The 24,788-nt window shown below is 61.2% G+C and carries 22 protein-coding genes; 13 read left to right on the top strand and 9 right to left on the bottom strand.

The genetic code is table 11. The features are described from left to right. Nucleotides 1–123 precede the first annotated feature (123 nt). From ON14_RS03865 to ON14_RS03820, 9 genes are all read left to right on the top strand, one after another. The gene (locus ON14_RS03865; protein ID WP_010203302.1) at nt 124–2,301 is read left to right on the top strand and encodes an ATP-dependent DNA helicase RecG; all 2,178 of its coding nucleotides are present in this window, start codon (nt 124–126) and stop codon (nt 2,299–2,301) included. 72 nt (nt 2,302–2,373) lie between these two features. Then, on the top strand, nt 2,374–2,862 hold the full coding sequence (gene coaD / locus ON14_RS03860) for a pantetheine-phosphate adenylyltransferase (RefSeq protein ID WP_010203301.1): 489 nt from the start codon (nt 2,374–2,376) through the stop codon (nt 2,860–2,862). An 18-nt stretch (nt 2,863–2,880) separates the two neighbouring features. After that, nucleotides 2,881–4,056: a glucose-6-phosphate dehydrogenase (coenzyme-F420) gene (fgd, locus tag ON14_RS03855; RefSeq protein WP_010203299.1), complete on the top strand. Its 1,176-nt coding sequence runs from the start codon at nt 2,881–2,883 to the stop codon at nt 4,054–4,056. Between the two features lie 623 nt (nt 4,057–4,679). Continuing rightward, nucleotides 4,680–5,693: a TIGR03557 family F420-dependent LLM class oxidoreductase gene (locus tag ON14_RS03845; RefSeq protein ID WP_010203298.1), complete on the top strand. Its 1,014-nt coding sequence runs from the start codon at nt 4,680–4,682 to the stop codon at nt 5,691–5,693. Between the two features lie 38 nt (nt 5,694–5,731). After that, on the top strand, nt 5,732–6,538 hold the full coding sequence (locus ON14_RS03840; RefSeq protein WP_010203297.1) for a coenzyme F420-0:L-glutamate ligase: 807 nt from the start codon (nt 5,732–5,734) through the stop codon (nt 6,536–6,538). Nucleotides 6,539–6,576: 38 nt separating this feature from the next. Further along, nucleotides 6,577–6,933, top strand: a complete 357-nt coding sequence (locus ON14_RS03835) for a PLD nuclease N-terminal domain-containing protein (protein WP_010203296.1) — start codon at nt 6,577–6,579, stop codon at nt 6,931–6,933. A gap of 26 nt (nt 6,934–6,959) precedes the next feature. Continuing rightward, nucleotides 6,960–7,955, top strand: coding sequence for an AAA family ATPase (locus ON14_RS03830; protein ID WP_141629939.1), 996 nt, complete (start codon nt 6,960–6,962; stop codon nt 7,953–7,955). A gap of 9 nt (nt 7,956–7,964) precedes the next feature. Then, the gene (locus ON14_RS03825) at nt 7,965–9,335 is read left to right on the top strand and encodes a DUF58 domain-containing protein (RefSeq protein WP_010203294.1); all 1,371 of its coding nucleotides are present in this window, start codon (nt 7,965–7,967) and stop codon (nt 9,333–9,335) included. Continuing rightward, nucleotides 9,322–11,379, top strand: a complete 2,058-nt coding sequence (locus ON14_RS03820; protein WP_010203293.1) for a transglutaminase family protein — start codon at nt 9,322–9,324, stop codon at nt 11,377–11,379. The genes ON14_RS03825 and ON14_RS03820 overlap by 14 nt, the downstream gene beginning before the upstream one ends. Nucleotides 11,380–11,657: 278 nt before the next feature. Here the strand turns inward: ON14_RS03820 and ON14_RS03815 are convergent, their stop codons facing one another. Genes ON14_RS03815 through ON14_RS03805 form a run of 3 tightly spaced genes read right to left on the bottom strand, consistent with a single transcriptional unit; the run spans nt 11,658 to nt 14,453 of the window. Then, complete coding sequence (locus ON14_RS03815; RefSeq protein ID WP_010203292.1) at nt 11,658–12,449, bottom strand: ABC transporter ATP-binding protein; 792 nt, start codon at nt 12,447–12,449, stop codon at nt 11,658–11,660. Further along, on the bottom strand, nt 12,446–13,456 hold the full coding sequence (locus ON14_RS03810) for a putative F420-0 ABC transporter permease subunit (RefSeq protein WP_010203291.1): 1,011 nt from the start codon (nt 13,454–13,456) through the stop codon (nt 12,446–12,448). Before ON14_RS03810 ends, ON14_RS03815 begins: the two co-directional genes overlap by 4 nt. After that, entirely contained in the window at nt 13,449–14,453 is a 1,005-nt protein-coding gene (locus ON14_RS03805) for a putative F420-0 ABC transporter substrate-binding protein (RefSeq protein ID WP_010203290.1), read from the bottom strand. The genes ON14_RS03810 and ON14_RS03805 overlap by 8 nt, the downstream gene beginning before the upstream one ends. A 243-nt stretch (nt 14,454–14,696) precedes the next feature. On the opposite strand from ON14_RS03805, the gene ON14_RS03800 reads away from it, so the two are divergent. From ON14_RS03800 to mutM, 4 genes are read left to right on the top strand one after another with little or no spacing between them, the layout of a single operon-like run. Beyond that, nucleotides 14,697–15,284, top strand: coding sequence for a YceD family protein (locus tag ON14_RS03800; RefSeq protein WP_237719680.1), 588 nt, complete (start codon nt 14,697–14,699; stop codon nt 15,282–15,284). 2 nt (nt 15,285–15,286) lie between these two features. Beyond that, nucleotides 15,287–15,490, top strand: a complete 204-nt coding sequence (gene rpmF / locus ON14_RS03795) for a 50S ribosomal protein L32 (RefSeq protein ID WP_009772721.1) — start codon at nt 15,287–15,289, stop codon at nt 15,488–15,490. A gap of 26 nt (nt 15,491–15,516) precedes the next feature. Then, complete coding sequence (rnc, locus tag ON14_RS03790; protein ID WP_010203283.1) at nt 15,517–16,218, top strand: ribonuclease III; 702 nt, start codon at nt 15,517–15,519, stop codon at nt 16,216–16,218. Between the two features lie 5 nt (nt 16,219–16,223). Then, entirely contained in the window at nt 16,224–17,120 is an 897-nt protein-coding gene (gene mutM / locus ON14_RS03785; RefSeq protein ID WP_010203282.1) for a bifunctional DNA-formamidopyrimidine glycosylase/DNA-(apurinic or apyrimidinic site) lyase, read from the top strand. Between the two features lie 32 nt (nt 17,121–17,152). Here the strand turns inward: mutM and ON14_RS03780 are convergent, their stop codons facing one another. The 6 genes from ON14_RS03780 to ON14_RS03755 form a co-directional block, all read right to left on the bottom strand. Further along, nucleotides 17,153–18,727, bottom strand: coding sequence for a hypothetical protein (locus ON14_RS03780; RefSeq protein ID WP_010203281.1), 1,575 nt, complete (start codon nt 18,725–18,727; stop codon nt 17,153–17,155). Between the two features lie 70 nt (nt 18,728–18,797). Further along, nucleotides 18,798–20,480 (bottom strand): thiamine pyrophosphate-binding protein, encoded by a 1,683-nt coding sequence (locus ON14_RS03775; RefSeq protein ID WP_010203280.1) that lies wholly within the window; start codon nt 20,478–20,480, stop codon nt 18,798–18,800. An 8-nt stretch (nt 20,481–20,488) separates the two neighbouring features. Then, nucleotides 20,489–22,171 (bottom strand): amidohydrolase, encoded by a 1,683-nt coding sequence (locus ON14_RS03770; protein WP_010203274.1) that lies wholly within the window; start codon nt 22,169–22,171, stop codon nt 20,489–20,491. Nucleotides 22,172–22,190: 19 nt separating this feature from the next. Then, nucleotides 22,191–23,207, bottom strand: a complete 1,017-nt coding sequence (locus ON14_RS03765) for a C-terminal binding protein (RefSeq protein ID WP_010203272.1) — start codon at nt 23,205–23,207, stop codon at nt 22,191–22,193. Beyond that, complete coding sequence (locus ON14_RS03760; RefSeq protein ID WP_010203271.1) at nt 23,197–23,979, bottom strand: amino acid ABC transporter ATP-binding protein; 783 nt, start codon at nt 23,977–23,979, stop codon at nt 23,197–23,199. The genes ON14_RS03765 and ON14_RS03760 overlap by 11 nt, the downstream gene beginning before the upstream one ends. Nucleotides 23,980–23,981: 2 nt before the next feature. Next, nucleotides 23,982–24,731 carry an amino acid ABC transporter permease gene (locus tag ON14_RS03755; RefSeq protein WP_010203270.1) on the bottom strand — a complete coding sequence of 250 codons (750 nt, stop codon included), beginning with the start codon at nt 24,729–24,731 and terminating at the stop codon, nt 23,982–23,984. Nucleotides 24,732–24,788: the final 57 nt, after the last annotated feature.

Below are 24,788 nucleotides of genomic sequence, written 5' to 3'. Positions count from 1 at the left end.
GCCTAGCCCGGGTGAGCGCGTGGGTGGGAAGGCACTCGTGGGGTTCGTGTTCGGCAGTGCTTGCGTTGCGCCACGATCACTCGGCCGTGCAGAGTGAACGCCGGTGGTCCCCGGTACTCTTCTATGGTGACCTCGCCCCTCGATCAGAAGCTCAGCGCCGTCTTGGGCGGGCGCACCGCCACGTCGATGCAACGTGGTCTGGGCCTGCAGACGGTGGGCGATCTCATGACCCACTATCCGCGGCGTTATGCGCGGCGGGGCGAACTTACCGCGCTGGCCCAGTTGCCACTGGATGAGGCGGTTACGATCGTGGCCGAGGTGCGGGAGGTGCGCAATCGTCCGATGCGCAATAAGCGTGGCTCGATTCTTGAGGTGTCGATCAGCGACGGCACCGGCATCCTGACTCTCACGTTTTTCAATCAGGCGTGGCGCGCTAATGAGCTCTCGCCTGGCGTGCGCGGGATTTTTGCGGGCAAGGTTGGCCAATATCGGGGCACCCGCCAGCTCGCTCACCCCGACTACGAACTTTTTGACCGGGATGCTCTCGAGCTGAAGAAGCCCGAGCAGGCCAAGTCGTGGGCCGAGCAACCCATCCCGATTTATCCGGCGACGTCGACGGTGGCGAGTTGGCAAATTCAGAAAGCCGTCGAGGTCGTGCTGGATACTCTGGGGCCGCTTGACGACCCCGTGCCGGATGCCGTTCGTCGCGAACGTGAGCTGTTGCCGTTCGCGAAGGCGCTCGAGCAGATTCATCGGCCCAAAGTTGATTCTGACTGGCGGGCAGCTCGAGACGCGCTGCGGTTTCAGGAGGCGTTCGTGTTGCAGTCTGCGCTGTTGCAACAGCGTCAGAAGCAGCGCGAGTCTGAGGCTATTGCGCGCACGGCGGGTTCGTTGCTTGAGGGTTTCGACGCTGCGCTTCCGTTTACGCTCACGGGCGACCAACAGACGGTTGGTGAGCAGATTTTCCTCGACCTCGCTGAGCCAGTGCCGATGAATCGACTGGTGCAGGGCGAGGTGGGTTCCGGTAAGACTCTCGTTGCGTTGCGGGCAATGCTCGCGGTGGCTCAATCGGGTGGCCAATCCGCTCTCCTTGCCCCCACGGAGGTTTTGGCTCATCAGCATTTCCGTTCCATTGTGCGCACGCTTGGCCCTGATCTGGCGGCCGAACTGCGCCCGACCATCATCACCGGCCAGTTGCCAACGGCCGAACGCAAGAAGGCACTGCTGGCGACTATCTCGGGGGCATCGCGCATTGTCATCGGCACGCACGCGCTTCTCGGTGACGCGGTCAGTTTCATCGATCTCGGGCTTGTCGTTGTCGACGAGCAGCACCGCTTCGGGGTCGACCAGCGCGAAGCGTTGCGTCTCAAGGGCGCTAAGCCGCCGCACGTTCTTGTTCTCACAGCGACCCCCATCCCGCGCACTGTCGCCATGACAGTGTTCGGTGACCTCGATATTTCGTCGATTGCCGAGCTGCCGGCCGGTCGCCAGCCGATCAGTAGCCATGTTGTGCCGCTCGCCGAGAAACCGGGCTGGGTATCGCGCGTGTGGCAACGTCTAGCCGAAGAACTTGCGATCGGCCGTCAAGGTTTCGTCGTGTGCCCGGCGATCGATGCCAAGAGTGAAGAACCCGGCAGCGAACCCGCGCCGAAAGCATCTGACGATCCGGATGGCGCCCCGCCCCGGCCGATAGCTAACGTCACCGAGGTGCTGGCATCGCTGCGCAGCAACGAGGTTCTCGCAGGCAAACGCATTGAAGCGCTGCACGGCAAGCTCTCTAGCGAAGAAAAAGATGAGCTCATGCAGGCGTTCGCCGCCGGCGACATCGATGTTCTCGTAGCGACAACGGTGATCGAGGTTGGCGTTGACGTACCGAACGCTTCGGTCATGGTGGTGCTCGATGCTGATCGCTTTGGCGTTTCTCAGTTGCATCAATTGCGTGGCCGCGTTGGTCGCGGCGGCGTTCCGGGGCTCTGCCTGTTTGTGACCGCAGCCGAAGTTGAGTCGTTGGCGCGCGAACGCGTTGAGGCTGTGGCATCCACTCTGGACGGTTTCGAGCTCGCCAACAAAGACCTGGAGCTTCGGCGAGAAGGCGACGTGCTCGGCGGCGTTCAGTCTGGCGGGCGTTCCAGCCTCAAACTGCTGCGGGTTGCCAACGATGGGCAACTCATCACTGAAGCGCGTGAGGCTGCGCAGACAGTCTTGGCCATCGACCCGACGTTGGGGGAGCACCCGGCGCTCGCCGAAGCTCTCACCCGTCGCCTCGACGAAAGTGCCGAAGCCTTCCTAGGCAAGAACTAGCGCACCGCGGTCAAGTTTTCCGCACAGCGAACTCCCACGCGGCGAGCAGCACTGAGCCACTATCGTTGAAGCATGAGTCGGATCGCTGTCGTTCCTGGGTCCTTTGACCCTGTCACCCTGGGCCACCTGGATGTGATTGAACGGGCGGCAAAAACTTTTGACGAAGTGCACGTTCTGGTTGTGCACAATCCCGGCAAGACTGCGCTTTTGCCGATTGCGCAGCGCGTTTCGCTCATCGAGCAAGCGGTTGCTGATGCCGGCCTCGAGGGCAACATCCGGGTCACGAGTTGGAGCATGGGGCTTCTTGTTGATTACTGCACCGATGTTGGTGCCAGTGTGATCGTCAAGGGCATCCGTTCTCAAGTGGATGTCGCCTACGAAACCCCGATGGCGATTGTGAACCGTGATTTGGCTGCCGTAGAAACTATTTTCATGCTCCCGAACCCTGCTCACGCTTATGTGTCAAGTTCGCTGGTGCGTCAGGTTGCTGCGCTCGGGGGAGATGTCGCGTCGTACGTTCCTCGTGTTGTTTCTGATTTTTTGCAAGCGCCTCGCGACTAACACCGGCACAATGGGTCTATGACTCTCACACTCGGATACAAAGCTTCTGCTGAACAGTTCGCCCCGCGTGAGCTCGTAGAGATTGCGGTGGCGGCTGAAGCTCACGGTATGGAGAGTGTTGCGGTCAGCGACCACTTTCAGCCCTGGCGTCACGAAGGCGGCCACGCGCCCTTCTCGTTGAGCTGGATGGCTGCTGTGGGGGAACGCACCAGCACTATTCGCATCGGCACGAGTGTGATGACTCCGACGTTCCGTTACAACCCTGCCGTTTTGGCGCAGGCCTTCGCCACGATGGGGTGTCTGTATCCGGGGCGCATCATGCTCGGTGTCGGCAGCGGTGAAGCTCTCAATGAGATCGCGACCGGATTCCGTGGTGCTGGCGAACAAGATTGGCCTGAGTTCAAGGAGCGCTTTGCTCGGTTGCGCGAATCGGTTCGACTGATGCGAGCGCTCTGGACCGAGGATCGCGTTTCGTTCGAGGGGGAGTACTATTCCACTCACGAAGCCAGCATCTATGACCGCCCCGACCAGCCCATCCCGATCTACATTGCGGCCGGTGGCCCGATGGTTGCTCGCTATGCCGGTCGTGCGGGCGATGGTTTCATTTGCACGTCGGGCAAGGGTATGGCGCTGTACAACGATGCGCTGATCCCGGGCGTCAAGGAGGGTGCGGCGAAGGCTGACCGCAAGTTCGAAGACATTGACCGGATGATCGAGATCAAGCTCTCGTACGACACCGATGCCGACGTCGCCCTCGAGAACACCCGTTTCTGGGCGCCGCTCGCGCTCTCGAAAGAGCAGAAGCACGACATCACTGACCCCATCGAGATGGAACGAGCAGCGGATGCTCTGCCCATCGAGCAGATTGCCTCGCGTTGGATCGTGGGTAATGACCCAGACAAGATTGTCGAAGAGATTCGTCAGTATGTGGATGCCGGCCTCAACCACCTGGTGTTCCATGCGCCCGGTGGCGACCAGCGCCGCTTTCTTGAACTCTTCGGCGCGACATCGCCCCACGTTTGCGGGCGCTGTAACTTCTGCCTAGATAACAACCGGGCTGACGGTCGTCGAAGAATTGCTTCGACGACGACCGCCAGACGGTCGGTTCATCGGATGATGAACCAGGGATACGTGGACTCATCGCGGGCGCGAACTTTCTCGAGACGTTCGATGGCGAGTTGTCGGTTAACCTGATTCCTCACACGGTCCACGTTGTTGCTGCGTCGCGGGCGTCGGCTCCACGTGACGAGAGCTACTCCGAGGTGCAGGGCGAGGCGATCAATTATGCCGACCCGTGAGGCACGGCGCGACGAGTGCTGTTGTTCTGATTGCTGATTATCGGGGGGATCGTTGTGACGACTTCGTGAGCCGGTCACCAGTGTATTCATTCTGATTTCTCTTTCAATGAGTGAGTTTTTACGAAATTTTGCGCGCAGAAGTACGCGCTGTCTCGTGAGGTGGGTCGCCCGGCAATACTTGAAGAACTGACGATGCGGCCCGCAGGGGTGAGGCGTCAGCGCACGCCGATAGCGTGCAGAGGCAATCAAGCCGGGTAGTGCTCCGTGAGCGCCGCCACCGTCAGAACCGGTTGGCGGAAATCGCTAGCCGGTTAGACGGGGAAGGCGCCGACGGAGCCGGCGGCAGTCGGAATCATTCCGATAGTTGAAATAAACACGCTGGGCTCCTTTCGATTGTTGGCGTTTGCTCAGTGTAGAACTATCGCTGAGTGAGAATCAAGACCCAATTTGACGAGTTTTTGTGGCCACGATAATCAGCGGTGCGTGCGGCTGCATCCCAGTCCGCGCAACAATAGACAGATGCCCGCACCCGTTTCTGCGCCCCACATTGGTTATGCCGCCATGCTCGAGAGGTTTCATCCGCTCGAGGTGTTGGAGTTCGCCCAGCATGCAGAGTCACGCGGTTTTCGTGGCGTGATGGCGGCTGATCATTATCAGCCGTGGACTCCGCAGCAGGGGCAGGCGTCCTTCGTGTGGAACGTGTTGAGTGCTCTTGGCCAGACCACGACCGGTGATCTGGGCACCGGAGTAACCGCGCCAACGTTTCGTTGGCATCCCGCAATGGTTGCTCAAGCCTCAGCAACACTGGCCGCAATGAACCCCGGTCGCCACTGGTTGGGTTTGGGCAGCGGCGAAGCGATCAACGAGCATGTCGTTGGCCAGTATTGGCCGGAGGCACCAGAACGTATTAACCGTATGTTCGAGGCGGTCGAAATCATCAAGAAGCTTTTCGCGTCGGGCTTGACTGGCAAAGATGTTCGGCACGATGGTCAGTTTTATCGACTGGAATCGACCCGACTTTGGACAATGCCCGAAACTGCGCCCGAGATCTTGGTGGCAACAGCCGGCCCTGTCGCCGCCAAACGCGCGGGCAAGACCGTTGACGGTCTCATCACAGAAGCTGCGCCCCTCGAGAAAGTCGAGCTGCTTCTCAAACGATTCGCTGAGGGCGCTCGTGAAGCGGGGCGCGACACTTCCCAGCAGAGCCGCGTGCTTCGCTTGCACCTCAGTTGGGCAGAGACCGACGAGCAAGCGATGAGTAACGCCATAACTGAGTGGCCGAACGGTGGCCTGCGGTTCGCGAAGAACGACATCCGGTCGCCATTCGAAATCGAACAACTCGCGCGCATGGTGCGCCCAGAAGACTTTGAAGGACGGATGCCGGTCAGCGCCGATCCGGACGTGCATCGCGCCTACATCCAAAGCTATCTTGATCTCGGTTTCGACCGTATTTACCTGCACAATGTCGGCCGCAATCAGACGCAATTTCTCGACGTATTTGGTCGAGATGTGCTGCCGACGCTGCGCAAGTAGTGGCAAACGCACGAATGCCCCACACTAGAGGCGTGAGAATGAGCGCCTGGGCCGTACCCGGCATCCCCGAAATTATTTCCGGCGACGATCTGCTCGCGGTGATCGTGAAAGCGATCTCTGTTGACTCTGGTAACTCGGAGTCTGGTGGCCTTGAGGATGGCGACATTCTCACAGTGACTTCCAAAATTGTCAGCAAGGCAGAGGGTCGTACCGTTCAGGCCGCTGACCGTGAGCAAGCGATTACTGACGAAACAGTGCGTGTGGTGGCGTCGAGGGAGCACCCTAATGGCGTGACTCGCATTGTGGAGAACCGTCTTGGACTCGTGATGGCCGCGGCCGGGGTTGACTCCAGCAATACTCCTGATGGGATCGTTCTGTTGCTGCCGCTCGATCCAGACGCAACCGCGCGTCGTCTCTGCGCCGGTCTGCGCGAGCGGTTCGGGGTGCGGGTCGGAGTGGTCATTACCGACACGGTTGGCCGGCCCTGGCGCAGAGGGCAAGCCGATATCGCGATTGGTGCGGCCGGGATCCACGTGCTTGATGATTTGCGGGGAACGGTGGATGCATCTGGTCGCCCTCTGGCTGTGAGCGTCACGGCTGTTGCTGACGAAATCGCTGCGGCGACGGATCTCGTGAAGGGTAAGGCTGGCGGGTTGCCGGTCGCTGTCATGCGCGGGCTCGGTCAGCATGTTGCTGATCTCGAATCTGCAGGGGCGCGTTCGCTCGTGCGCACTGGGCCAGAAGACATGTTTCGGCTGGGAACCAAGGAGGCGTGGATGGCCGGGTTCGATGAAGCTCACGATGATCCTGACCGTGCCAATTGGGACGACCCCAAAAGGGAATAATGCTCGACTGTGAGGGAGTTTGACTCTATCCTGATCTGATGGGAAGTCTGATTTCACTCGGGTACTTCGCGATGCTTATCGCGGTACTGGTCGACGTTATCCTGATCGACGAATCGCGCATCAAGAACTTGGGCAAGATCACGTGGGTCTTCGTGGTGATCTTTCTTCCGCTCATCGGCTCCATTCTCTGGTTCGCGATCGGCCGTGAATACGCGCCGGCGCAGCCCGTCAGTAGCTTTGGCGCGCCTCAGCGTCGAGATGCGCTGCCGCCTCTTGACACGAGCAACACGGAGGCGCAACTCGCCAAGCTCGATGCCGAAATTGAGTTCTTTCAGAATCAAGAAAAGATTCGTGAGCTCGAAGAGAAGCTGCGCAATCGCAAGCAATTGCCCTAGTGCGTAAGCGCTGACAGACTCAACGAATGGATGATGTGAGTTCCACACCGATGCCCGATGACGTGTTCCATGATCACTGCGCCGCGATTGTGCGCAGCGTTTCCACCGTAATTGACGGTAAAGCTGACGCCGTGCGGCTTGCCCTCACGGTGCTTTTGGCTGAGGGGCATCTCCTCATTGAAGACGTACCGGGGGTGGGTAAAACTATGCTGGCCCGAGCGTTGGCACGCTCAGTGGATTGCTCGGTATCGCGAGTGCAGTTCACTCCCGATTTGCTGCCTGCCGACATCACTGGCGTTTCGGTCTACAACCAAAACACCCGCGACTTCGAGTTCAAAAAGGGCCCTGTTTTCGCCAACATTGTCATTGGCGACGAGATTAATCGTGCCAGCCCTAAGACACAGTCGGCGTTGCTCGAGTGCATGGCAGAGTCGAGCGTGACGGTCGATGGCCACACCTACGAGCTCACGAGCCCGTTCATTGTTGTTGCGACCCAGAACCCCATCGAGATGGAGGGCACTTATCCTCTGCCGGAGGCCCAGCGGGATCGCTTCATGGCCCGCATTTCAATGGGCTATCCCGATGCTGCGGCTGAGTTAGCGATGTTGCGCTCACGCGAACTGACGAGTCCGCTAGATGCACTTATTCCGGTCGTTACGGTCGAGCAGCTACGCGATCTCATTGCGACAGTGCGCGGCGTTTATGTGAGCACCGCAGTTGAGGAGTACGCCGTGGCGATTGCTCAGGCAACTCGCCGTGACCGCGAAGTTCGGGTGGGGGCGAGCCCCCGAGCGACTCTTCATTTGGTGCGGGCAGCTAAGGCTCGCGCGGCTATTGATGGCCGCGAATTTGTGTTGCCGGATGACATCGATGCGCTGGCAGTAACGGTGCTGGCTCACCGGATGATTCCTGCCCGGCACACGGGCGATACCGCTGCAGTTCTATCTGGTCATTCGATTGCTGATGTCATTGAGCGTATTGTCGCTGAAACTCCGGTTCCCGTAGCCGCCGCGACGTCTTAGGAACCGCTCATGCCTCGCGCAGAATTTCGGCGATCGATCCGCATTGTGTTGGGCGGCGCGCGCCTGACTCGGCGTGGAATAACGTTTCTTGCGCTGGGCGTTGGGGTTGGTATCGCCGGATTCGCTCTAGGCATTCCGATTCTGTTATATGTCAGTTCTTTCGCACTTGCTCTGCCGATCGTGGCGGTGATTTTTGTGCGCACCAGAGAGTCGACATTGAGCGTGTCGCGCAGATTTTCGTTCCCCGTCGTCGAGGCCGGCAATACCACGGCGGTGACGTTGCGCGTTGATAACGAGTCGAAGCGTGCGACGGCTCCGGTTCGGTGGCGGGACGCCCTGCCGTGGCGCCCGTGGGTGACAGACAATGGTTGGCTTCCTCGGCTGACGGTTAAGTCGCGACTGGCGAGCGATCGCAGCGCCGCGCAATTGTCGTACGCGTTGACGCCGACTAAGCGTGGGGTTTTTGAGATCGGTCCGCTAGTAGTGGAGACGACTGATCCATTCGAATTGGCGTGGGGCGCCTGGAACGTTGGGTCCGTGACCTCCTTGGTCGTCACTCCGCGGGTGGCGCAACTGGCGACGACGGCCCTCATCGCGCAGTCCGGTGATGGCGAGGCTCGCGTCGTGCAGCGCCGTTCCTCTGGCGACGACGACGATGCGATGACGCGCGAGTATCGCCGAGGTGACGCTATGCGGCGGGTGCACTGGAAGGCATCCGCACGCCACGGCAGTTTGATGGTGCGCCAAGAAGAGCAACACAGCTATCCCGAGGCGCGCATCATTGTCGATACGCGATTGGAGGGGTATCCCGATGCGAGCCGGGCAACGGTCTTGCGGGCAGTCGGCGACAGTGGCCTGTCGCCGTCGCATAGCGTCCGGTTCGAATGGGTCGTCGCGATGCTGGCTTCCGCTGCGGTGCAATTGCGCCGTGAGGGCTTTTTGGTGCAGATCATCGAGACCGGCCAGTCCCAACTCACGGATGCCGCAACGCTGCACCGTCGCTCGTCTGCCGAACAAGAGTTATTGACGCGTCTCGCGGCATTGACGCCGATTGAGTCTCCTGCAGACTGGTGGGGAGAGCCATCCTCGCGTTCCTTCGCGCGGGGTCCCGTCATTGCTCTCGTTGCTAATCCTGAGCCGGCGACGGTGGACTTTTTGCTGAGCCAGTCGACGAGCACAGTGCTTGCGGTGGTGTTCGTTGTCGAACCAAGTTCTGGCTTTGGTGATCGCGAGCGGTTCGGTGCCGCGAAGCGTCCGCCGCTGGCGGAGGAGTTGCGGGCTGCGGGCTGGAAGGTTATCTCGGTGCAATCGTTCGACGACGTTGCCGATGTCTGGAATCTGTATGTCACTGAATCGAGGGTGGCCCGTGAGCGTAGCTGAGACAGCGCGGTCATCGAGTGTCGAACGTCACGCTCGTCGACTCCGTTCGTGGTCGCTGGCCGGCGTCATGGTGTTGGCTATCGGTGTCGCGGCGAGCAGCCTCGGTGCGGTGCTTACCGAGGGTGCGTGGTGGTTCCCGCTCATGGCGGTTGCAGTGGTGGTTCTGGCGACCGCTGCCGCCGTGCGCAATATGAGCCCCCGAGCCATCGTGGGCTCGATTGCGGGGCTGATTGCCGCCGGGGTACTTCTTGTTCTCATGTTCGCCGCCGATACAGCGATTGCGGGAATAGTGCCAACGGGCGAGACCTTCGCGCGCTTCGCCCAGCTGGCTCGTGATGGGAACGAATCGATAGCCAATCAGCGTTTTCCGGCCGATGCCGAAACCGGCATCGTTTACCTGATCTGTTTGGGGGCGCTGGCGGTGACGCTGGCGATGGATGTTGCGGCGTTCGTCATCCGCAAGCCGGCGCTCACCGGCATCCCCCTTCTCGTCTTACTTCTCGTGCCCAGTTTTGTGCGCAGCGAGTTGCATGACGCCTTCGTTTTTGCGTTGACGGCATTGGCCTATGTGACGATCCTGATTGTCGCCTCGCCTCGGCTGAGCGTGCGAGCAGCGTGGCCATTAGCGTCAGGCGCGCTGGTGCTTTCGCTCGTCGTCCCGCTGTTGTTACCGAGTGTTGAACAGGCCGTGGAGCCGGGAAGTCGCCCTGGGCTCATCTCCACCGGGGTGAACCCCATAATCAACTTGAGCAGCGATCTTCGGCGAAGTGCACCACTCTTAGCGCTGACGTATACCGCTGAGGGCACGGGTGAATATTTGCGTGTTGCCGTGCTCGACGAGTTTGGCGACGATACGTGGCAGCCGTCGGGCAATGGTGGTGACAGCGGCGACAACATGGACGCCTTTGCGTTGCCTGCGGGCTTCACTGATGCCGTGCCGTTTTCGGAGAGTCAGATGCAGATCCAGATCGAACGTATCCGCGGCAGGTATCTCCCGGTGCCCTATGCCACGACGGAAGTCGCCGGACTCACGGGAGATTGGACGTGGGAGTCTGAAGGTCTCACCGTCTCTACAGCCAGCGCGAATTCGAAGGACCAAGAGTACGAAGTGTCGTACGTCACCCCGGCGCCCTCGATCGAGCTCCTGCAGGCTGCTCCCACAACGCTGCCAGAAGGCTACGAGAAGTATCTCGCGCTGCCCGAAACGCTGCCAAGCGTTGTCGCTGAGACAGCTCAAGAAGTTGTCGGTGGTGCGGCCACGCGCATTGACCAGGCCCTCGCGCTTCAATCGTTTTTCAAGGATGGCGACTTCGAATACTCAGAAGAGGCACCGCTGGCGGACGACTATGACGGCTCTGGTGCCGAAGTGCTCGCCGAATTCTTGGATGCCAAGAGCGGCTACTGCGTGCACTTTGCGTCGGCAATGGCCGCGATGGCCCGCACGCTCGACATCCCCGCCCGTGTTGTTGTGGGGTTCACTCCGGGTCAAAAGAAGGCCGACCCGGATTCCGACGAGGTTGAGTTCGTGGTCTCGACCGACAACTTGCACTCGTGGCCAGAACTGTACTTTCCGACTATTGGCTGGCTCCGCTTCGAGCCCACCGTTTCTGTCGGCACCGAACCCCGATTCGCGCAGAGCATCAACGATGATCCCAGCACTCCCGATATCGATGAGTCTCAGCCCGAGCCGGCAGACCTGCCAGCCCCGACACCCACCGCTACCCCCGGTGCGCGACCAGACTTGCCGCTCGATGAGCAGCCAACAACGGAAACGGCTAACCCCGTGGCGTCTTCGCCGTTCTGGTGGTTGCTGATCGCCCTGCCCGTCCTGCTGTTGGTTCCGACCATGGTGAGACTGATTCGTCGCGGCCTTCGCCTTGCGGCAGTATCTCGCGGTGCTGTTGCTCCGGCGTGGCGCGAAGTACGCGATACCGCCAGAGACCTGGGCTTTAACGTCAGCGCGACCGCGACCCGCGTCAACAGTACGAAGAACTCATCGCGGAGATGGGAACCTCAGGCAGCATCGCGCTGGAAAAGCTTCTAGCCCGCGTCGAGACTGCCGCGTTCAGTGCGCGAGAAACACAGGTTAGTGCGTCTGCCGTGACGGCCGCGCTGGCGTCACTCCGAGCATCCGCACGCTGGAAGGCGCGACTGCGAGCCCGGTGGGCACCACGAACCGCGTTCGGGCGCATCGACCGAACGCGTTGAGCCCGACGGATGAGGTCGCGCAGGAAACTCCCCGGCTTCACCACCGCGAAGGGCGTGATTGCGCAACTGCAACTGCAACTGCAACTGCAACTGCGACTCCGCGAATCGGATGCTCTAGGCCGGGCTAAACCCAATAACGGGTTTGCCCGTGACGGGGTTCGTCAGAATGGATGCTCGCACCCCGTAGACCTCAGCAATGAGCGCTTCGGTGAGTACCGTTTCGGTGGCCCCGGCGGCAACAACGCGCCCATGGGAGAGCACGATGATGTGGTCGCAGTAACTCGCTGCCAGAGAGAGATCGTGAAGTGCCGCCAGAATGGTAACCCCGGTCGTACGCAAGTGCGCGAGCAGTTCAAGCACCGCTAGCTGCGCGGCAATATCGAGATGGTTCGTCGGTTCGTCGAGGGCCAACAGTTGCGGCTGCTGTGCGAGCGCCCGCGCAAGCATCACTCGCTGTTTTTCGCCGCCAGAGAGGCTCTGAAACTCTCGATCGCGAAATGCGGTCATTTCGACAGTGGCGAGGCTGGCGCTGACGATGGCGGTGGATTCCGCAGAATCCGCTTCCCACAAAGACTGGTGGGGGAGCCTGCCGAGCTGCACAACCATGTCGACGGAGAGCGACGAGTCGGTGGTCGAATCTTGCTCGACGAACGCGGCAAGGCGGGCGCGTTGTCTCCGCGGCATCCCGAGCAGGTTGTTGCCGTCAAAGTGCACGCTGCCGGATGCTGGGGCCTGCACAGCAGTGAGCGCGCGCAGCAGGGTGGATTTGCCGGCACCGTTCGGCCCGACTAGGGCGCTGAGTGAACCTTGAGCGACCGTGCAGTCGACGTTGTCGATGAGCAGTGAGCCGTCGGCGGTGATGGTGATGCGCTCACCGACGAGACCAGAGTTGCTGTCGTGGCTCATGTGGAACTCTTTCGCCGGGTCAGCAGGAACGCGAAGATGGGGGCACCGATCATGGCGGTCACGATGCCAACGGGAATTTCGCGGGGATCAAAAAGTGTGCGCGCAAGGGTGTCTGCCCACACGAGAAACACAGCTCCCAGTAGCGCGCTAAGGGGCAACAGGGCGCGGTGCCCCGGGCCGACGAGCAAGCGAACAGCATGCGGCAAGATCAGGCCGACGAACCCGATCGATCCACTCACCGAGACCATGGCGCCGGTGACCAAGGCGGATGCCGCCAGCAGCCCCCAGCGGGTCGCGCTGACGTTTACCCCGAGTGAGGCTGCCTGCACGTCGCCGAAGGCAAAGGAGTCGAGCAGGCGGCCGGTGAGCATCACGGGGATGCCGATCACAATTATGGCGACCATGGTGATGCCGACAGCCGGCCAGCGCGCTCCGCTGAGCGAACCGAGTAGCCAAGACAACACTTCGCGGTAGGAGTCGCCGGTGACACTCCAGAAGATGACAAAGCTGGTGATTGCTGAGGCGAGCGCGGAGACGGCGATTCCGGCGAGCACTGTGCGCGATGGCGTGATCGCCCCGAGCGATCCCGCCAGCAACAACGTGAGGGTTAAGGCCAGCAGTGCGCCCACGAACGCGGCGAACGGCAACAAGACTGCAGCCCCGAGCAAAATCACCGACACCGCGCCCAGCGCCGCCCCCGAAGACAGCCCCAAAAGATACGGGTCAGCAAGAGGGTTGCGCGTAATCGCTTGCATCACTGCACCGCTCAACGCGAGCCCAGCACCCACCGCCGCAGCAGTGAGCACGCGAGGCAGCCGCAACTGCCACACAATGCCATCCCGCAGTTCTGTCAGCGGGCTCACCCCAATTCCGAGGTGGCTCCCGATGGAGCGCCAGACCTCGTCAAACCGGATGTCGGCAGGGCCGATCGTCACCGCGATGGTGATCGACACGAGAAGTGCGATCGCCAGCGCGGCGCCAAAGGTGAGCGGAGAAACCTTAGCCATCAAGCTCCGCAATTTGAGTCGAGAGGAGTTGAGCAGCTTCAACGCTGCGCACGCCAGCCTCGCTCGCTGCGAATGGCACCACGAGGTAACGGCCAGCCTTCACCGCACTGAGGTTAGCGGTTGCCGGGTTCGTCTCGAGCACACCGATCTTCTTGTCTGCCGAGTTCCAGGCGGCATCCACGAGAACAATGAAGTCGGGGTCAGCGTCGACGACGGCCTCCCAGTTGTAGGGAGCCCAGGTCGACTTCACGTCAGCGGCGATGTTGGTGAGACCAACAGTGTCGAGCAGCAGCTGCGGTGCACCGATGCCGGCCCCTACATAAGGAGTGTCCGAACCTGACGAGAACCAGAGGGCGGTGCGAGCATCGCCGTTAGCGTCAACGGCGGCGAGCTGAGCGGCCTGTTCGGCGAGGAGGCTGGTGGCGTCCACTCGGAAGATGGAGGCAACAGTTTCGATATCGCTAAACACGTCGTCGAAGCTGAGCTGAGCCGGCTGTTCGGCACTCTGGCAGGCAGATGGGGCCACCAGAGTGTTGATGCCGAGGGAAGTGAGGTCGGCGCGTTCGCCAGCACCGTCAGCGCTAAAAGTGGACTCCCAACCCGCAAATACCAGATCGGGTTCGAGATCGAGCACGGCCTCTTGGCTCGGGACGCGTTCGGCGATGGATGTCAGGTCTGCCGCCTCGGATGCCCACTGCTCGGGCACCGGGCCATCCTGAAAGGCAGTGCCAATAATGCGATCACCCAGACCGAGTGCCAAAAGCATTTCGGTGGTCGACGACTTGATGGTGATGACGCGTTCAGGAGCCGAATCGAAGGTCACGTCAACGCCGCAGTTGCTGAGCTCAACGGACTGCGCGGCGGCATCAGGAGAGGGCGTTACCGCTTCGGGAGCGGCAGCCGTGCATCCGCTCACGGCAAGAACGGAGACGCCTGCAAGCAGAACAGTGCGCGAGAACACGGAGCGCGAGAAAGTGGTGCGAGAAACAACAGACATGGAGCCTTCCCAGAAACGACGGATTGGGCGCAGAAATACGCTCATCAGGATGAAAAGTGTTTCAAGAAGACCGGAAGCCCAATCCTGGGCAAACCAACCACGCCATACCAAGCGCACGGGTCTGTGTAGGTCAGTCTATTGACGTGCAGAGGGTGCTGGTGTCCGCTACGCATGTGAGCAGTGTCTGTGCGATCGCTGACCGGGGGCGACAGCGAGCCGGTTGCGGGGGTAGAATCGACGATCGTGTCTAGAATCAACGAGAGTCCGTATGCCGTGTTGGTGCGCGATCTCATGCACCGCCCAGGTGAGATGAGAGAGCACTCGCTCGACATCGTCGTACCCGAAACCTTTGGTACCACCGTTATTGAGGTCTCTAAGGGTGCGGAATTGTCCATCGATGGCCGTTTTGAATCACTTCATGACGGCATTTTGGTGGATGCCGTTGTGGCGGGAAAAGCTAAGGCAGAGTGTGTTCGCTGCCTTATTGACGTCACGCTGCCGGTTCGAGTCGAGTTTCAAGAACTTTTCGCGTATTCTGAGGACGAAGCTTTCGACTACACGGTTATCGACGAATACATCGATCTAGAACCTGTAGTGCGGGATGCGGTGGTTTTGTCACTACCGTTCCAGCCGGTCTGTCAGAAGGATTGCCTTGGCCTGTGCCCCGAGTGTGGGGTTCGGTTGCTCGATAATCCAGGACACGAACACGAAGCGCCGATTGATGCCCGCTGGGCAGCGTTGGCTGGCCTCCAAGATTTCACGCAAGACTCGCACGATCAAGACTTGAACGACGCGAACGATTCATCTGAGACCCAAGAAGAAAAGAGTTAGTCATGGCAGTACCAAAGCGCAAAATGTCGCGGGCCAGCACCCGCATGCGCCGCGCCCAGTGGAAGGCAACCCCTCCCACTCTCGTCAAGACCGTTGAAAACGGCAAGACCGTTTACAGCCTCCCGCACCGCGCCAAGGTAGTCGAAGACTCCGCCGGCACGCCCCTGTACATGGAGTACAAGGGTCGCAAGGTCGCTGACGTTTAACTAGTTTCCTTTACTCGGGTCGAATCATGGCGGTCACGGGCTCTAGCGCACCGGCTGAGCTCTCCGCCGTGCTCGGGATCAGTATTGATCCCGAGTTGTTGGCGCTTGCGTTGACGCATCGCTCTTTCGCGTACGAAAACGGCGGAATCGCGAACAATGAGCGACTCGAGTTTCTTGGTGACTCAATTCTTGGCCAAGCAGTAACGGTCAAGCTGTATCGCGATAACCCGAATCTTGACGAGGGAGACCTTGCCAAGCGTCGGGCTAGTCTTGTTTCTTCGGTCGCGCTCGCTGAAATCGCGCGTCAAATCGGTCTGGGTGCGTACATCCGACTGGGCAAAGGCGAAGAGCAGACAGGCGGCCGCGAAAAGCCGTCAATTTTGGCCGACACGGTCGAAGCAATTATTGGTGCCGCGTATCTCGATCAGGGCGGAGACGAAGCCACTGCGCTCGTCTTAAGACTGGTAGCACCGCTTCTGGCTGATCCTGAGCGGTTTGGTGCCGCTATGGACCCCAAGACGAGCCTTCAAGAGCTCGCCGCAAAAATGGGTCGCGGCGCCCCCGACTATCGCATCGAAGATAGTGGCCCCGACCATTCCAAGCGTTTTCACGCGAGCGTTGTGCTCTCTGGCGAGGTTATCTCCACTGGCATCGGCTCCAGCAAGAAGCATGCCGAAATGGCTGCCGCGCTCGAAGCTTGGACCCTCCTTCAAGCCCCACAGGCCTAACCACAGTGCCCGAGCTTCCCGAGGTCGAAGTTGTGCGCGCTGGCCTCGAACCGGCGGTCACTGGCGCGACTGCGGCATCCGTCACCGTCTTTGATGAGCGCTCGCTGCGTCGTCATGAGGGACCGAGCGAAGACTTTATCGACCGTCTGACTGGTCGTACGTTTCTCACGCCTCAGCGCCGGGGCAAGTTCATGTGGCTCCCTCTGGCCGATAGTGCAGAAGGACACGATGAAGCACTTGTCACGCATCTTGGTATGAGTGGGCAAGTGCTTTTGCGCGATAGGAATACGGATGACCGGCTCACGCGCATCCGCATCGAACTTGATCATCCCGACCACGGCGCACTGCGCCTCAACTTTGTCGACCAGCGCATCTTCGGCTCGATGGCGATCGACAGCATGCTGCCCTCTGTCGATCAGCCCGCGTTCGCGGTGCCGAGCCAGGTCGCACACATCGCGCGTGACCCGCTCGACCCCTACTTCGACGATGCGAAGTTCTTACGCGCTCTGAAGGCCAAACGCACCACGGTGAAACGGGCGTTGCTCGATCAGACCCTCGTGAGCGGCATCGGCAATATCTATGCCGATGAAGCATTGTGGGCCGCGCAGGTTCATTACAACCAGCCGACCGAGTCGCTGAGTCGGGCCAAGGCTGTGCTGCTACTCGCTGAGGCGAGGGAGGTGTTCGCGAAAGCGCTTGCCGAGGGCGGCACGAGCTTCGACACCCAGTACCTCAACGTGAATGGTGAATCGGGCTACTTTGCGCACTCACTAAACGTGTACGGCCAGCAGGGTCGGGAGTGCCCCCGCTGCGGTCGCGAAGTCGTGCGCGAGCAGTTCATGAACCGCGGTTCGCACTTCTGCAAATTTTGCCAACGCGTTCGCGGGAGTGCAGCTCGCTAGATCGCCAATGCCGGCAATCTAGCGAGCGCGTGTTAGCCCCAGGTGCGCGCGTCACCGTTGGTGCGGTAGTCAGGCCAGGGGAGATCGATCGGCGGCTGGAAATCCACCGGCAGCAGGGCGGGCATCGGCTCTTCAGCGACTCGCTTGTCGAACTCGCTCTTGGCCTCGGCGAGGAGGGCAGGGTCAACCAGCAGGTCGATGAACGTGCCGGCGACGGTCTTGCCCGCGGTTTCGATGGTGGGGTCGATCGTCTCCGGAATACCGCCGAGAGCGTTCATGACCCACCCCGGGTACGCACCCTTACCCGGCGCGGGCTTGAGAGCGGGGCGTGAGACGTAGAAGCGCACGGTCGGCGCGTAGTGCGTCATTTCGACGTAGTCATCGCTCGTCCAGTTCTGCTGCCACGGGGCGAGGTGTTCGCGCAGCGCCTTTTCGGCATCCTGCGGGGTGATGAGCTGCTCGCACTCGTCGAGGAACGGCTTCTCCATCGCCTCGAGACCAAGGTTGCGCTGAATCTCCTGCGCCACAGCGATCGCGTCAGCGCCGTAGCGGGGTGCTCCCACCGCTTCGAGGTTGTTGTAGAGAACGGTCGACATCGCGTGGTTGGTGCGACCGGGGCGGCTGCGTGCCACCCACGTGGTCTCCACGTCGCAGTGAGCCATCGCACCGGCGTGCTCAGCGTTACGGTCGAGCACAGCGAGCACATGCTCCGCCATCTCGATGTTCGGGGTGCGCCAGGAATACTGGATGCGGGCAACGCGCGCCGGCAGATTGTCGGCGGTCGCTTGACCGTCGAGCAAGATGGCGTCGCTGAGACTCCACCCTCCAAAGCTCGGGAGCATGGCATCCTGCATGATGCGCGACGAGGTATACATCGACATCAGAGCAACGTTGGCGCCGGGAGCGCGCGCTGCGGAGTGCGAAGCAGGGATGGGGGAGTTGGGGTTGGCGTTGAGCTGCCACGACTCCGGCTCGTCACAAATGAAGGTGTATACCTTGCTGTAGTACGCACCGCACTGGGTGTCCCAGCGGGCGGTGTTGCAGAGCGGCAGCATGTAGAAGGGGTGAAAGCTCACGATGGCATCCACGTTGTCGTAGTAGCCGCGCAGGCCGTGAACGACCTTGGAGCCATGCATCTTTTCGGCGGGCTCGCCCGTGTACTTGAGGGAGCCAGGGATGTTGTGCTTTTCCATGGCGTGCTTGGTAGCGAGCAGGCCAGCGAGCGTCGAAATTCCGAGCGCGGAGTGCGGGTCGGTGTGGCCGGGAGCGAAGCGGCTCATACCCTCGCGGCTGTCTTGAGTGACGGATGCCGACTGGTTGTTGCCGGGCACGGCATCGTATTCGGCGTAGCTCAACATCGTGGGGCCGCCCGTGCCGTTGGTCCATTCCGCGCTGAAGGCGGTCGGCATCCCGGCAGAACCTTCTTCAACAGTGAAGCCCTCGGTGCGCAGTAGCTCGACGTACCACTGAGCCGAACGGAACTCGCGCCAGGCAGGCTCGGCGAGCTGCCAGATGTGGCTGTGCCACTCGGAGAGGCGCGGCATGTTGTCATCCACCCAGGTGCGGGCGGTGACTTTGGCGTCGGCGGCGAGAGCAGTTTCGGTCATGAGGTGATCCTTTTACTGAAGAGTGAGCATGCGAGAAATGGAGTGAAACGATGCCGTACTGGCGTCGAGCTCAACCGTTGTGGGCTTCAAAAATGCCGAGCGGCACGTGCACAAGAGCGAATCCGGGAGTGGCAATTGCCTGGGCGACGGTGTCGGTGAGTTGGGTGGGATCGGTAACCGAAAAACCGTGACCCCCAAAGGCCGCGGAGAGCACCGACCAGTTTGGTTGCGCCAGTACAACTCCGACAGGAGTGATGCCGCGATCGCGCTCATTCTGGTTGATCTCGGCATAACCGCCGTTATCGACGCACACGATGGTGATGTCCAAACCCTGTTCGATCGCGGTGATGAACTCTTGCACGGCGAACATCAACGCGCCGTCGCCAAGCACGCAAACGACGGGGCGATCGGGCGAGGCTACCTTGGCGCCGATCGTTGCCGGCAGTCCGTAGCCGAGCGTCGCATAGGCGGGGGTGTAGAGGAATGAGTGCGAGGTCTCTTGGCGAACGACGCTCGCCATTCCGAAGTAGGTGATTTGCGAAGAGTCGCCCGCGACGATCGCGTTCTCAGGGATCGCATCATTGATCATGCTCGCCACTCGATGCAGCGTCGGCGAGACCTCTTGAGCCTCACGAACTGCGGTGTCGCGCACGGCGGCAAGCTCCGTAGCTGTCGTGGCGTTGCCCGTGATGGTGCGTGCAGCCAGAGCATCGCGCAGCTGGCCGACGATCACCGTGCTGTCTCCGACCAGACCGAGATCGCTCGCGACGTTCTTGTTGAGTTGCGACTCCAAGACATCCACGCGGATGACCGTGCCCGCCGGCGCGATGACGCCGCCCCACAGCTCCGCTTCGCCCAGCTTTGAACCGATGATGAGTACGGCATCCGACTGGTTGATCAGTTCGTGGATGACCGGCAAACGAATCTCGGAGGCCAGCGACAGCGGGTGCGTCTCGGGGATCGACGCCTTGCCGTTGAGCGTTGTCACGACGGGCGCATTCAGCGATTCGGCCAGAGCGGTGAGCTCGGCGCCGATGCGGCTTGCGCCGCCACCAGCGATGATGACGGGATGGGCGGCAGCAGCCAAGATCTCGGCGGCACGTTCGACGGCAGCGGCATCAGCGGCCGCGCGGGCACGCTCGGGGCGGGCCTGCAACAGCTCTTCGGGACAATCGCTCGCCGACTCGAGCACGTTGAGTGGAATCTCGATGTGCACGGGGCGCGGGCGACCGTAGCGGAACAGTTCGAAGGCATCGTGAACGGCGGTGACGGCATCCGTGGCACTCGTGACTCGACGGCTCCACTCGACGATGGCGCCAGCGGCACCCGTGGAATCTTTAGTCTCGTGCAGTGCACCATTGTCGGCAAACTCGCTGCCCTCGGCAACACCGGGGGAGATGAGGATCATCGGGCGCGATTCGCAGTACGCGGTTCCCGCACCCGACAGAGCGTTAAGCAAGCCAGGGCCAGAGGTGGTGATCACGACACCGGGCAGACCGGTCTGCTGCGACCAGCCATCCGATCCGTAGCTCGCTCCTTGTTCGTGACGAGTGGTCACGGGGTGTATGCCGAGCGCGCTGAGGGGGCGGTAGAGCTCGAGGTTGTGGGTGCCAGGAATGCCGAACACCGTATCGATGCCGTAGTTGCGCAACACCGTCATCAGGGCGAGGCCCGCGTTATTGACGTCGACGCCAACCGCCGAGGCCGTCGCGGCAGCTTCGGCGGTGTAGTTGTCATTGGTGGTTGTAGTCATTGTGGTGCTCACTTCTCGTCGGCGCTGTACTGGCGAACGCCATCGACCCAGGTCTCGGCGACGGTGATCGCGCCGATCTGAGCGCATTCGGTTTCGAAAATATCGGCGCTGAGCACGGCAAAGTCAGCGCGTTTGCCGACTTCAAGGCTTCCCAGATCATCTTCGCGCCCCAGCGAGTGGGCCGCGTTGATGGTGTGAGCCCGCAGCGCCTGTTCGCGGGTAATCGCGAGGGAATCTGGGCCGAGCTGTGTGCCGCGGCGCGTGACGCGCGTGGTGGCCGCCTGAATTGCTTCGAGCGGACGCGGGTCAGCAACCGGGGCATCCGAGCTGATCGTGATGGGAACGCCAGCCGCAGTAAACTCGCCAAGCGGGTTGAAGCGCTCGCCGGGGGTGCCGATGGCCTGCTCGACGCCCTCACCCCAGTTGAAGTGGTGCTGCGGCTGGTTGACGGGCCGGATGCCGGCTGCCGCCATCCGCGAGATCTGATCGGGGGTAGGCAGGCCACAGTGTTCGATGCGGTGCCGGGCGTCGCTGTCTGGATTCTCGGCGAGGGCCGCTTCAATCGCGTCGACGACCATTTCGATGGCGGTGGGGGACTGGGCGTGGGTTGCGGTCTGGAGACCGACGGCGTGCGCGCGGCTGATGAGTGCCTTGTAGTCGGCGGGCTCATGGTAGAGCTGGCCGGTGCGGCAGGGGTCTCCGACGTAGCCGTCGGGGAAGTACGCGGTCCAGCCGCCGAGAGTGCCGTCGGCGTAGAACTTGATGCCCGAGAAGCTCAAGTGGGCGTTGCCGAAGGCTCCGTGCATTCCGGTCTCGATCGCTTCGTCGAGCAGGTGCGAGAGCAGGTACATCGAGATGCGGGTCTTCAGCTGGTTCTGCTCGGCCAAACGCAGGTAGGTGTCGAATTCGCGGCGCGATACTTGCGCGTCGCCGATGGTCGTCACGCCGCCCTGGAGGAACGCGTTCTGCGCCACGGCGAGCTGCCGCACGTGCTCGGCCGGGGTGTCGGCGAGATGGAAGTTGGGGCCGTGGTGGCCGACCTTCACTCCGCCGAGGCCGGTAAGAATGTTGCAGGCGGCATCCGAAAGCTCGCCCGTGAGGTCGCCGTCGGCATCGCGGAAGAATTCACCACCCTGAGGGTTTTCGGTCTCGCGAGTGATGCCAAAGAGTTCGAAGGTGTAGCTGTTCACCACGCCGCCGTGGCCGGAGGCGTTCATGAGGTACACCTCGCGATCGAGGGCGACGTCGTCGAGTTCAGTGCGGTGCGGGTGACGCTTTTCGGCAAGATTGCGCTGTTCGTAACCGTAGCCACGAATCGGTTGCCCCTCGGGAACGGTGTTTGCTGCAGCCTTCAATAGCGCCACAATCTCCGGAATGCTCGAGGCCTTGTCTGGACCACAATCCACCCAGCTCATCAACTGACCGAGCATGAGCGGATGAGCGTGAGCGTCAATGAAGCCGGGCACGATGACCTGGCTGCCGAAGTCAACGCGTGCTGGCTCACTCGGCGACAGCTTTGCCGCGGCAGCGAGGCACTCCTCTGCTGTTCCCACCGCAGCAACCGTGCCCGCGAACATGAGAATTGCGGTGACGACGGTGTTGGCGGCATCGAGGGTGTGAATCGCTCGCGCGGTCACAACGGTGGGGGTGAAGTCTGAAAGTGGCACGTCAAAGGCCGAAAGCTTGCGCATGAGTACTCCGGTGAGGTTCTTAGTGAGTGGAGGTTGAGGGTGCCGACAACGACACGAGAGGAGTGTCGGGGGTGCCGGTTGAGGCCCACGAGACAACGTTTTGGGCCTGCAGGCGCACATACTCCGCTTCGCTGCGACCAGAGAAGTAGGCGATGTGCGGCGTGATCAGAGCCCGGGGGTGACCGAGGAGCGGATGCTCGGCGGTAGCTGGTTCGACATCCAGCACGTCGAGACCAGCGCCGGCGAGGTGACTGTTATCGAGAGAGGCTCGAAGGGCAGCGCTGTCGACGAGTCCGCCACGGCTCACGTTGATGAGGTACGAGAGCGGCTTCATCGTGCTGAGGAAGTCGGCATCGACCATGTTCGCGGTGTCGTTCGTGAGCGGCAGGTGCAGCGAAAGAACGTCTGACTGCGAACGGACAGCGTCAGCATCTACGCGGCGAACTCCCGCTTCGGCAAAGTGCTCGCGAGTCTCGTCGGTGTCGGGGATAAAAGGGTCGTAGCCGATGATCTCGCCGAACAGGGGGCGCGCAAGTTCGGCAAATTTCATGCCGATCCGGCCCAGGCCCATGAGTCCGAGAGTGAGCTCGCTCAGACGCGGTTGCACGAGAGTATCCCGCTCGTTCCAGCGATCGAAAACGACCGCCTGCTGCGAGAACGTGATGCCACGTGTCAGGTGGAGTGCCATCGCCAAGGCGTGCGTCGCTACCTCTTCGGTGGCCGCCCCCACGATGGTGGTGACCCAGATTCCGTGTTCGGTGGCAGCATCCACATCAATGTGATTGAAGCCCATCGACATGAGGGCAATGATCTTGACCGACGGCATGCGTTCGATCATGGAACGGGTGATCTCGGCGTAGCCCACAAGCAGTGCGCTGGCGCCATCCGCGCCGGCAACGATCGTTTCCGCATCCAGCGAGTCGAGGTAGCTGACCTCGAACCCGGCGGAGCTCAGTAGCTCGCGCCCGGCCGAGAAATCAGTGCCGTCGAGGTCGGTGTAGACGGCGCGAAGCACGTCGTTGTTTCTAGTGGACATGGCTCAAGAACTGCTTCGTGCGCTCGTGCTGCGGGTTATCGAAGAACTCGCCAGGTTCTGCCTGTTCAACAATCACTCCGCTGTCGAAGAGGGTGACCTCATCGGCCGCGCGACGGGCGAACTTCACTTCGTGAGTTACCACGATCATCGTCATTCCGCCGGCAGCGAGGTTTTCCATGACCTCGAGCACTTCACCGACCAGCTCAGGGTCGAGGGCGGATGTGGGCTCGTCAAAGAGCATGACGTGCGGGTTCAGCACGAGTGCCCGCGCGATCGCTACCCGCTGCTGCTGGCCACCGGAAAGTTCGGAGGGAAAGTGTCGGTCTCGATCTCCGAGCCCTACTTTGTTGAGCATGAGGAAGGCGCGCTCGCGAGCTTCGGCTTTTCCGACTTTTTGCACTTCAGTGAGTGCAAGCACCACATTTTCGAGGGCGTTGAGGTGGGGAAACAGGTTGAATTTCTGGAACACCATGCCGATATCACGTCGTTGCACGGCGAGTCTGCGTTCGGAGTGATGCGCGATGCGGCCATTGTTGTCTGAAGCGCCGATTCGCTTGCCATCGAGGCTGATTTCTCCCCGGTCGGCAGGCTCGAGCAACGCCATCAAACGCAGCATCGTCGATTTGCCCGAACCCGATGGGCCGAGAACTGCCTTGACTTGACCTTTGTTGATCTGGAATTCGACGCCCTTGAGAACTTCGGTTCCGTTGTACGCCTTATGAAGGTTCGCAACTTGCAGGGTAGGAACGGTGTTCACGGTTTCTGTGCTCATGCTTATTTCTCCTTCGAGACCGTTGCGAGTGCGCGTGTGCTCAGGCTGATCGGGTCGGTGTTCTTCTTTACGCCACGAGACGTCCAGAGGAAACGCTTCTCGATCCGACTCTGCACGAGCGTGATGATCGTCACGATGACGAGGTAGTACATGATTGCGACGGTGTAGTACTCGGCATAGCGGAAGGTGATGTTCACCCCGACTTGGGCCGTAGTGAGGAGTTCCTTAAGCGAGATCACTGACGCGAGAGAGGAGTACTTGATGAGTCCGATGAACTCGTTGCCGGTCGGGGGAAGCGCGGTACGGATTGCCTGCGGCAAGACCACCCGGCGCATTACGGAGCCAGGCTTCATTCCCAGCGCGCGAGCGGCAAGTTCTTGACCATCATCCACACTGCTCAGCGCTGAGCGAATGATTTCTGCCATGAAGGCTGCTTCGACCAAGCCGAGACCGACGGATGCTGCCACGAACGGTGTGTACCAGTCGGAGCGCAGGGCGGGAAACATTTGGGGGAGTGCGTTCCACATGATGAGCAGAACGAGCAATGCTGGCAGTGCCCGGAAGAACCAGACATAGAGGTGTGCTGGAGCGCGAAGGTAGCGCTGCTTGGAGGTTCGTCCGATGGCGAGGAAGAAGCCGAGCACTGTGGCGATGACGAGCGAGCACGCTGCGACTCCGACAGAGATGAGCGCACCCCAGAGGTAGGCGGGGTTGACGAGTTGGGTGAAGAAGATTTCTGGATCAAAGATCATGTGGTGTGACTCCCTGGTTGTGGGTGGTCACGCGAGGTGACCACCCACAGTCGAGTG

The sequence above is a fragment of the Salinibacterium sp. PAMC 21357 genome, assembly GCF_000247645.1.
GTDB lineage: Bacteria > Actinomycetota > Actinomycetes > Actinomycetales > Microbacteriaceae > Rhodoglobus.
The sequence above is the reverse complement of the archived record's forward strand: the minus strand, read 5'-3'. Positions and strand labels throughout refer to the sequence as shown.

What these genes read in the sequence shown, in the direction of transcription:
- ON14_RS03865 (WP_010203302.1), top strand. Translation starts at nt 124, where the DNA reads ATGGTGACCTCGCCCCTCGATCAGAAGCTCAGCGCCGTCTTGGGCGGG.
- coaD (WP_010203301.1), top strand. Translation starts at nt 2,374, where the DNA reads ATGAGTCGGATCGCTGTCGTTCCTGGGTCCTTTGACCCTGTCACCCTG.
- fgd (WP_010203299.1), top strand. Translation starts at nt 2,881, where the DNA reads ATGACTCTCACACTCGGATACAAAGCTTCTGCTGAACAGTTCGCCCCG.
- ON14_RS03845 (WP_010203298.1), top strand. Translation starts at nt 4,680, where the DNA reads ATGCCCGCACCCGTTTCTGCGCCCCACATTGGTTATGCCGCCATGCTC.
- ON14_RS03840 (WP_010203297.1), top strand. Translation starts at nt 5,732, where the DNA reads ATGAGCGCCTGGGCCGTACCCGGCATCCCCGAAATTATTTCCGGCGAC.
- ON14_RS03835 (WP_010203296.1), top strand. Translation starts at nt 6,577, where the DNA reads ATGGGAAGTCTGATTTCACTCGGGTACTTCGCGATGCTTATCGCGGTA.
- ON14_RS03830 (WP_141629939.1), top strand. Translation starts at nt 6,960, where the DNA reads ATGGATGATGTGAGTTCCACACCGATGCCCGATGACGTGTTCCATGAT.
- ON14_RS03825 (WP_010203294.1), top strand. Translation starts at nt 7,965, where the DNA reads ATGCCTCGCGCAGAATTTCGGCGATCGATCCGCATTGTGTTGGGCGGC.
- ON14_RS03815 (WP_010203292.1), bottom strand. Translation starts at nt 12,449, where the DNA reads ATGAGCCACGACAGCAACTCTGGTCTCGTCGGTGAGCGCATCACCATC.
- ON14_RS03810 (WP_010203291.1), bottom strand. Translation starts at nt 13,456, where the DNA reads ATGGCTAAGGTTTCTCCGCTCACCTTTGGCGCCGCGCTGGCGATCGCA.
- ON14_RS03805 (WP_010203290.1), bottom strand. Translation starts at nt 14,453, where the DNA reads ATGTCTGTTGTTTCTCGCACCACTTTCTCGCGCTCCGTGTTCTCGCGC.
- rpmF (WP_009772721.1), top strand. Translation starts at nt 15,287, where the DNA reads ATGGCAGTACCAAAGCGCAAAATGTCGCGGGCCAGCACCCGCATGCGC.
- rnc (WP_010203283.1), top strand. Translation starts at nt 15,517, where the DNA reads ATGGCGGTCACGGGCTCTAGCGCACCGGCTGAGCTCTCCGCCGTGCTC.
- ON14_RS03780 (WP_010203281.1), bottom strand. Translation starts at nt 18,727, where the DNA reads ATGACCGAAACTGCTCTCGCCGCCGACGCCAAAGTCACCGCCCGCACC.
- ON14_RS03775 (WP_010203280.1), bottom strand. Translation starts at nt 20,480, where the DNA reads ATGACTACAACCACCAATGACAACTACACCGCCGAAGCTGCCGCGACG.
- ON14_RS03770 (WP_010203274.1), bottom strand. Translation starts at nt 22,171, where the DNA reads ATGCGCAAGCTTTCGGCCTTTGACGTGCCACTTTCAGACTTCACCCCC.
- ON14_RS03765 (WP_010203272.1), bottom strand. Translation starts at nt 23,207, where the DNA reads ATGTCCACTAGAAACAACGACGTGCTTCGCGCCGTCTACACCGACCTC.
- ON14_RS03760 (WP_010203271.1), bottom strand. Translation starts at nt 23,979, where the DNA reads ATGAGCACAGAAACCGTGAACACCGTTCCTACCCTGCAAGTTGCGAAC.
- ON14_RS03755 (WP_010203270.1), bottom strand. Translation starts at nt 24,731, where the DNA reads ATGATCTTTGATCCAGAAATCTTCTTCACCCAACTCGTCAACCCCGCC.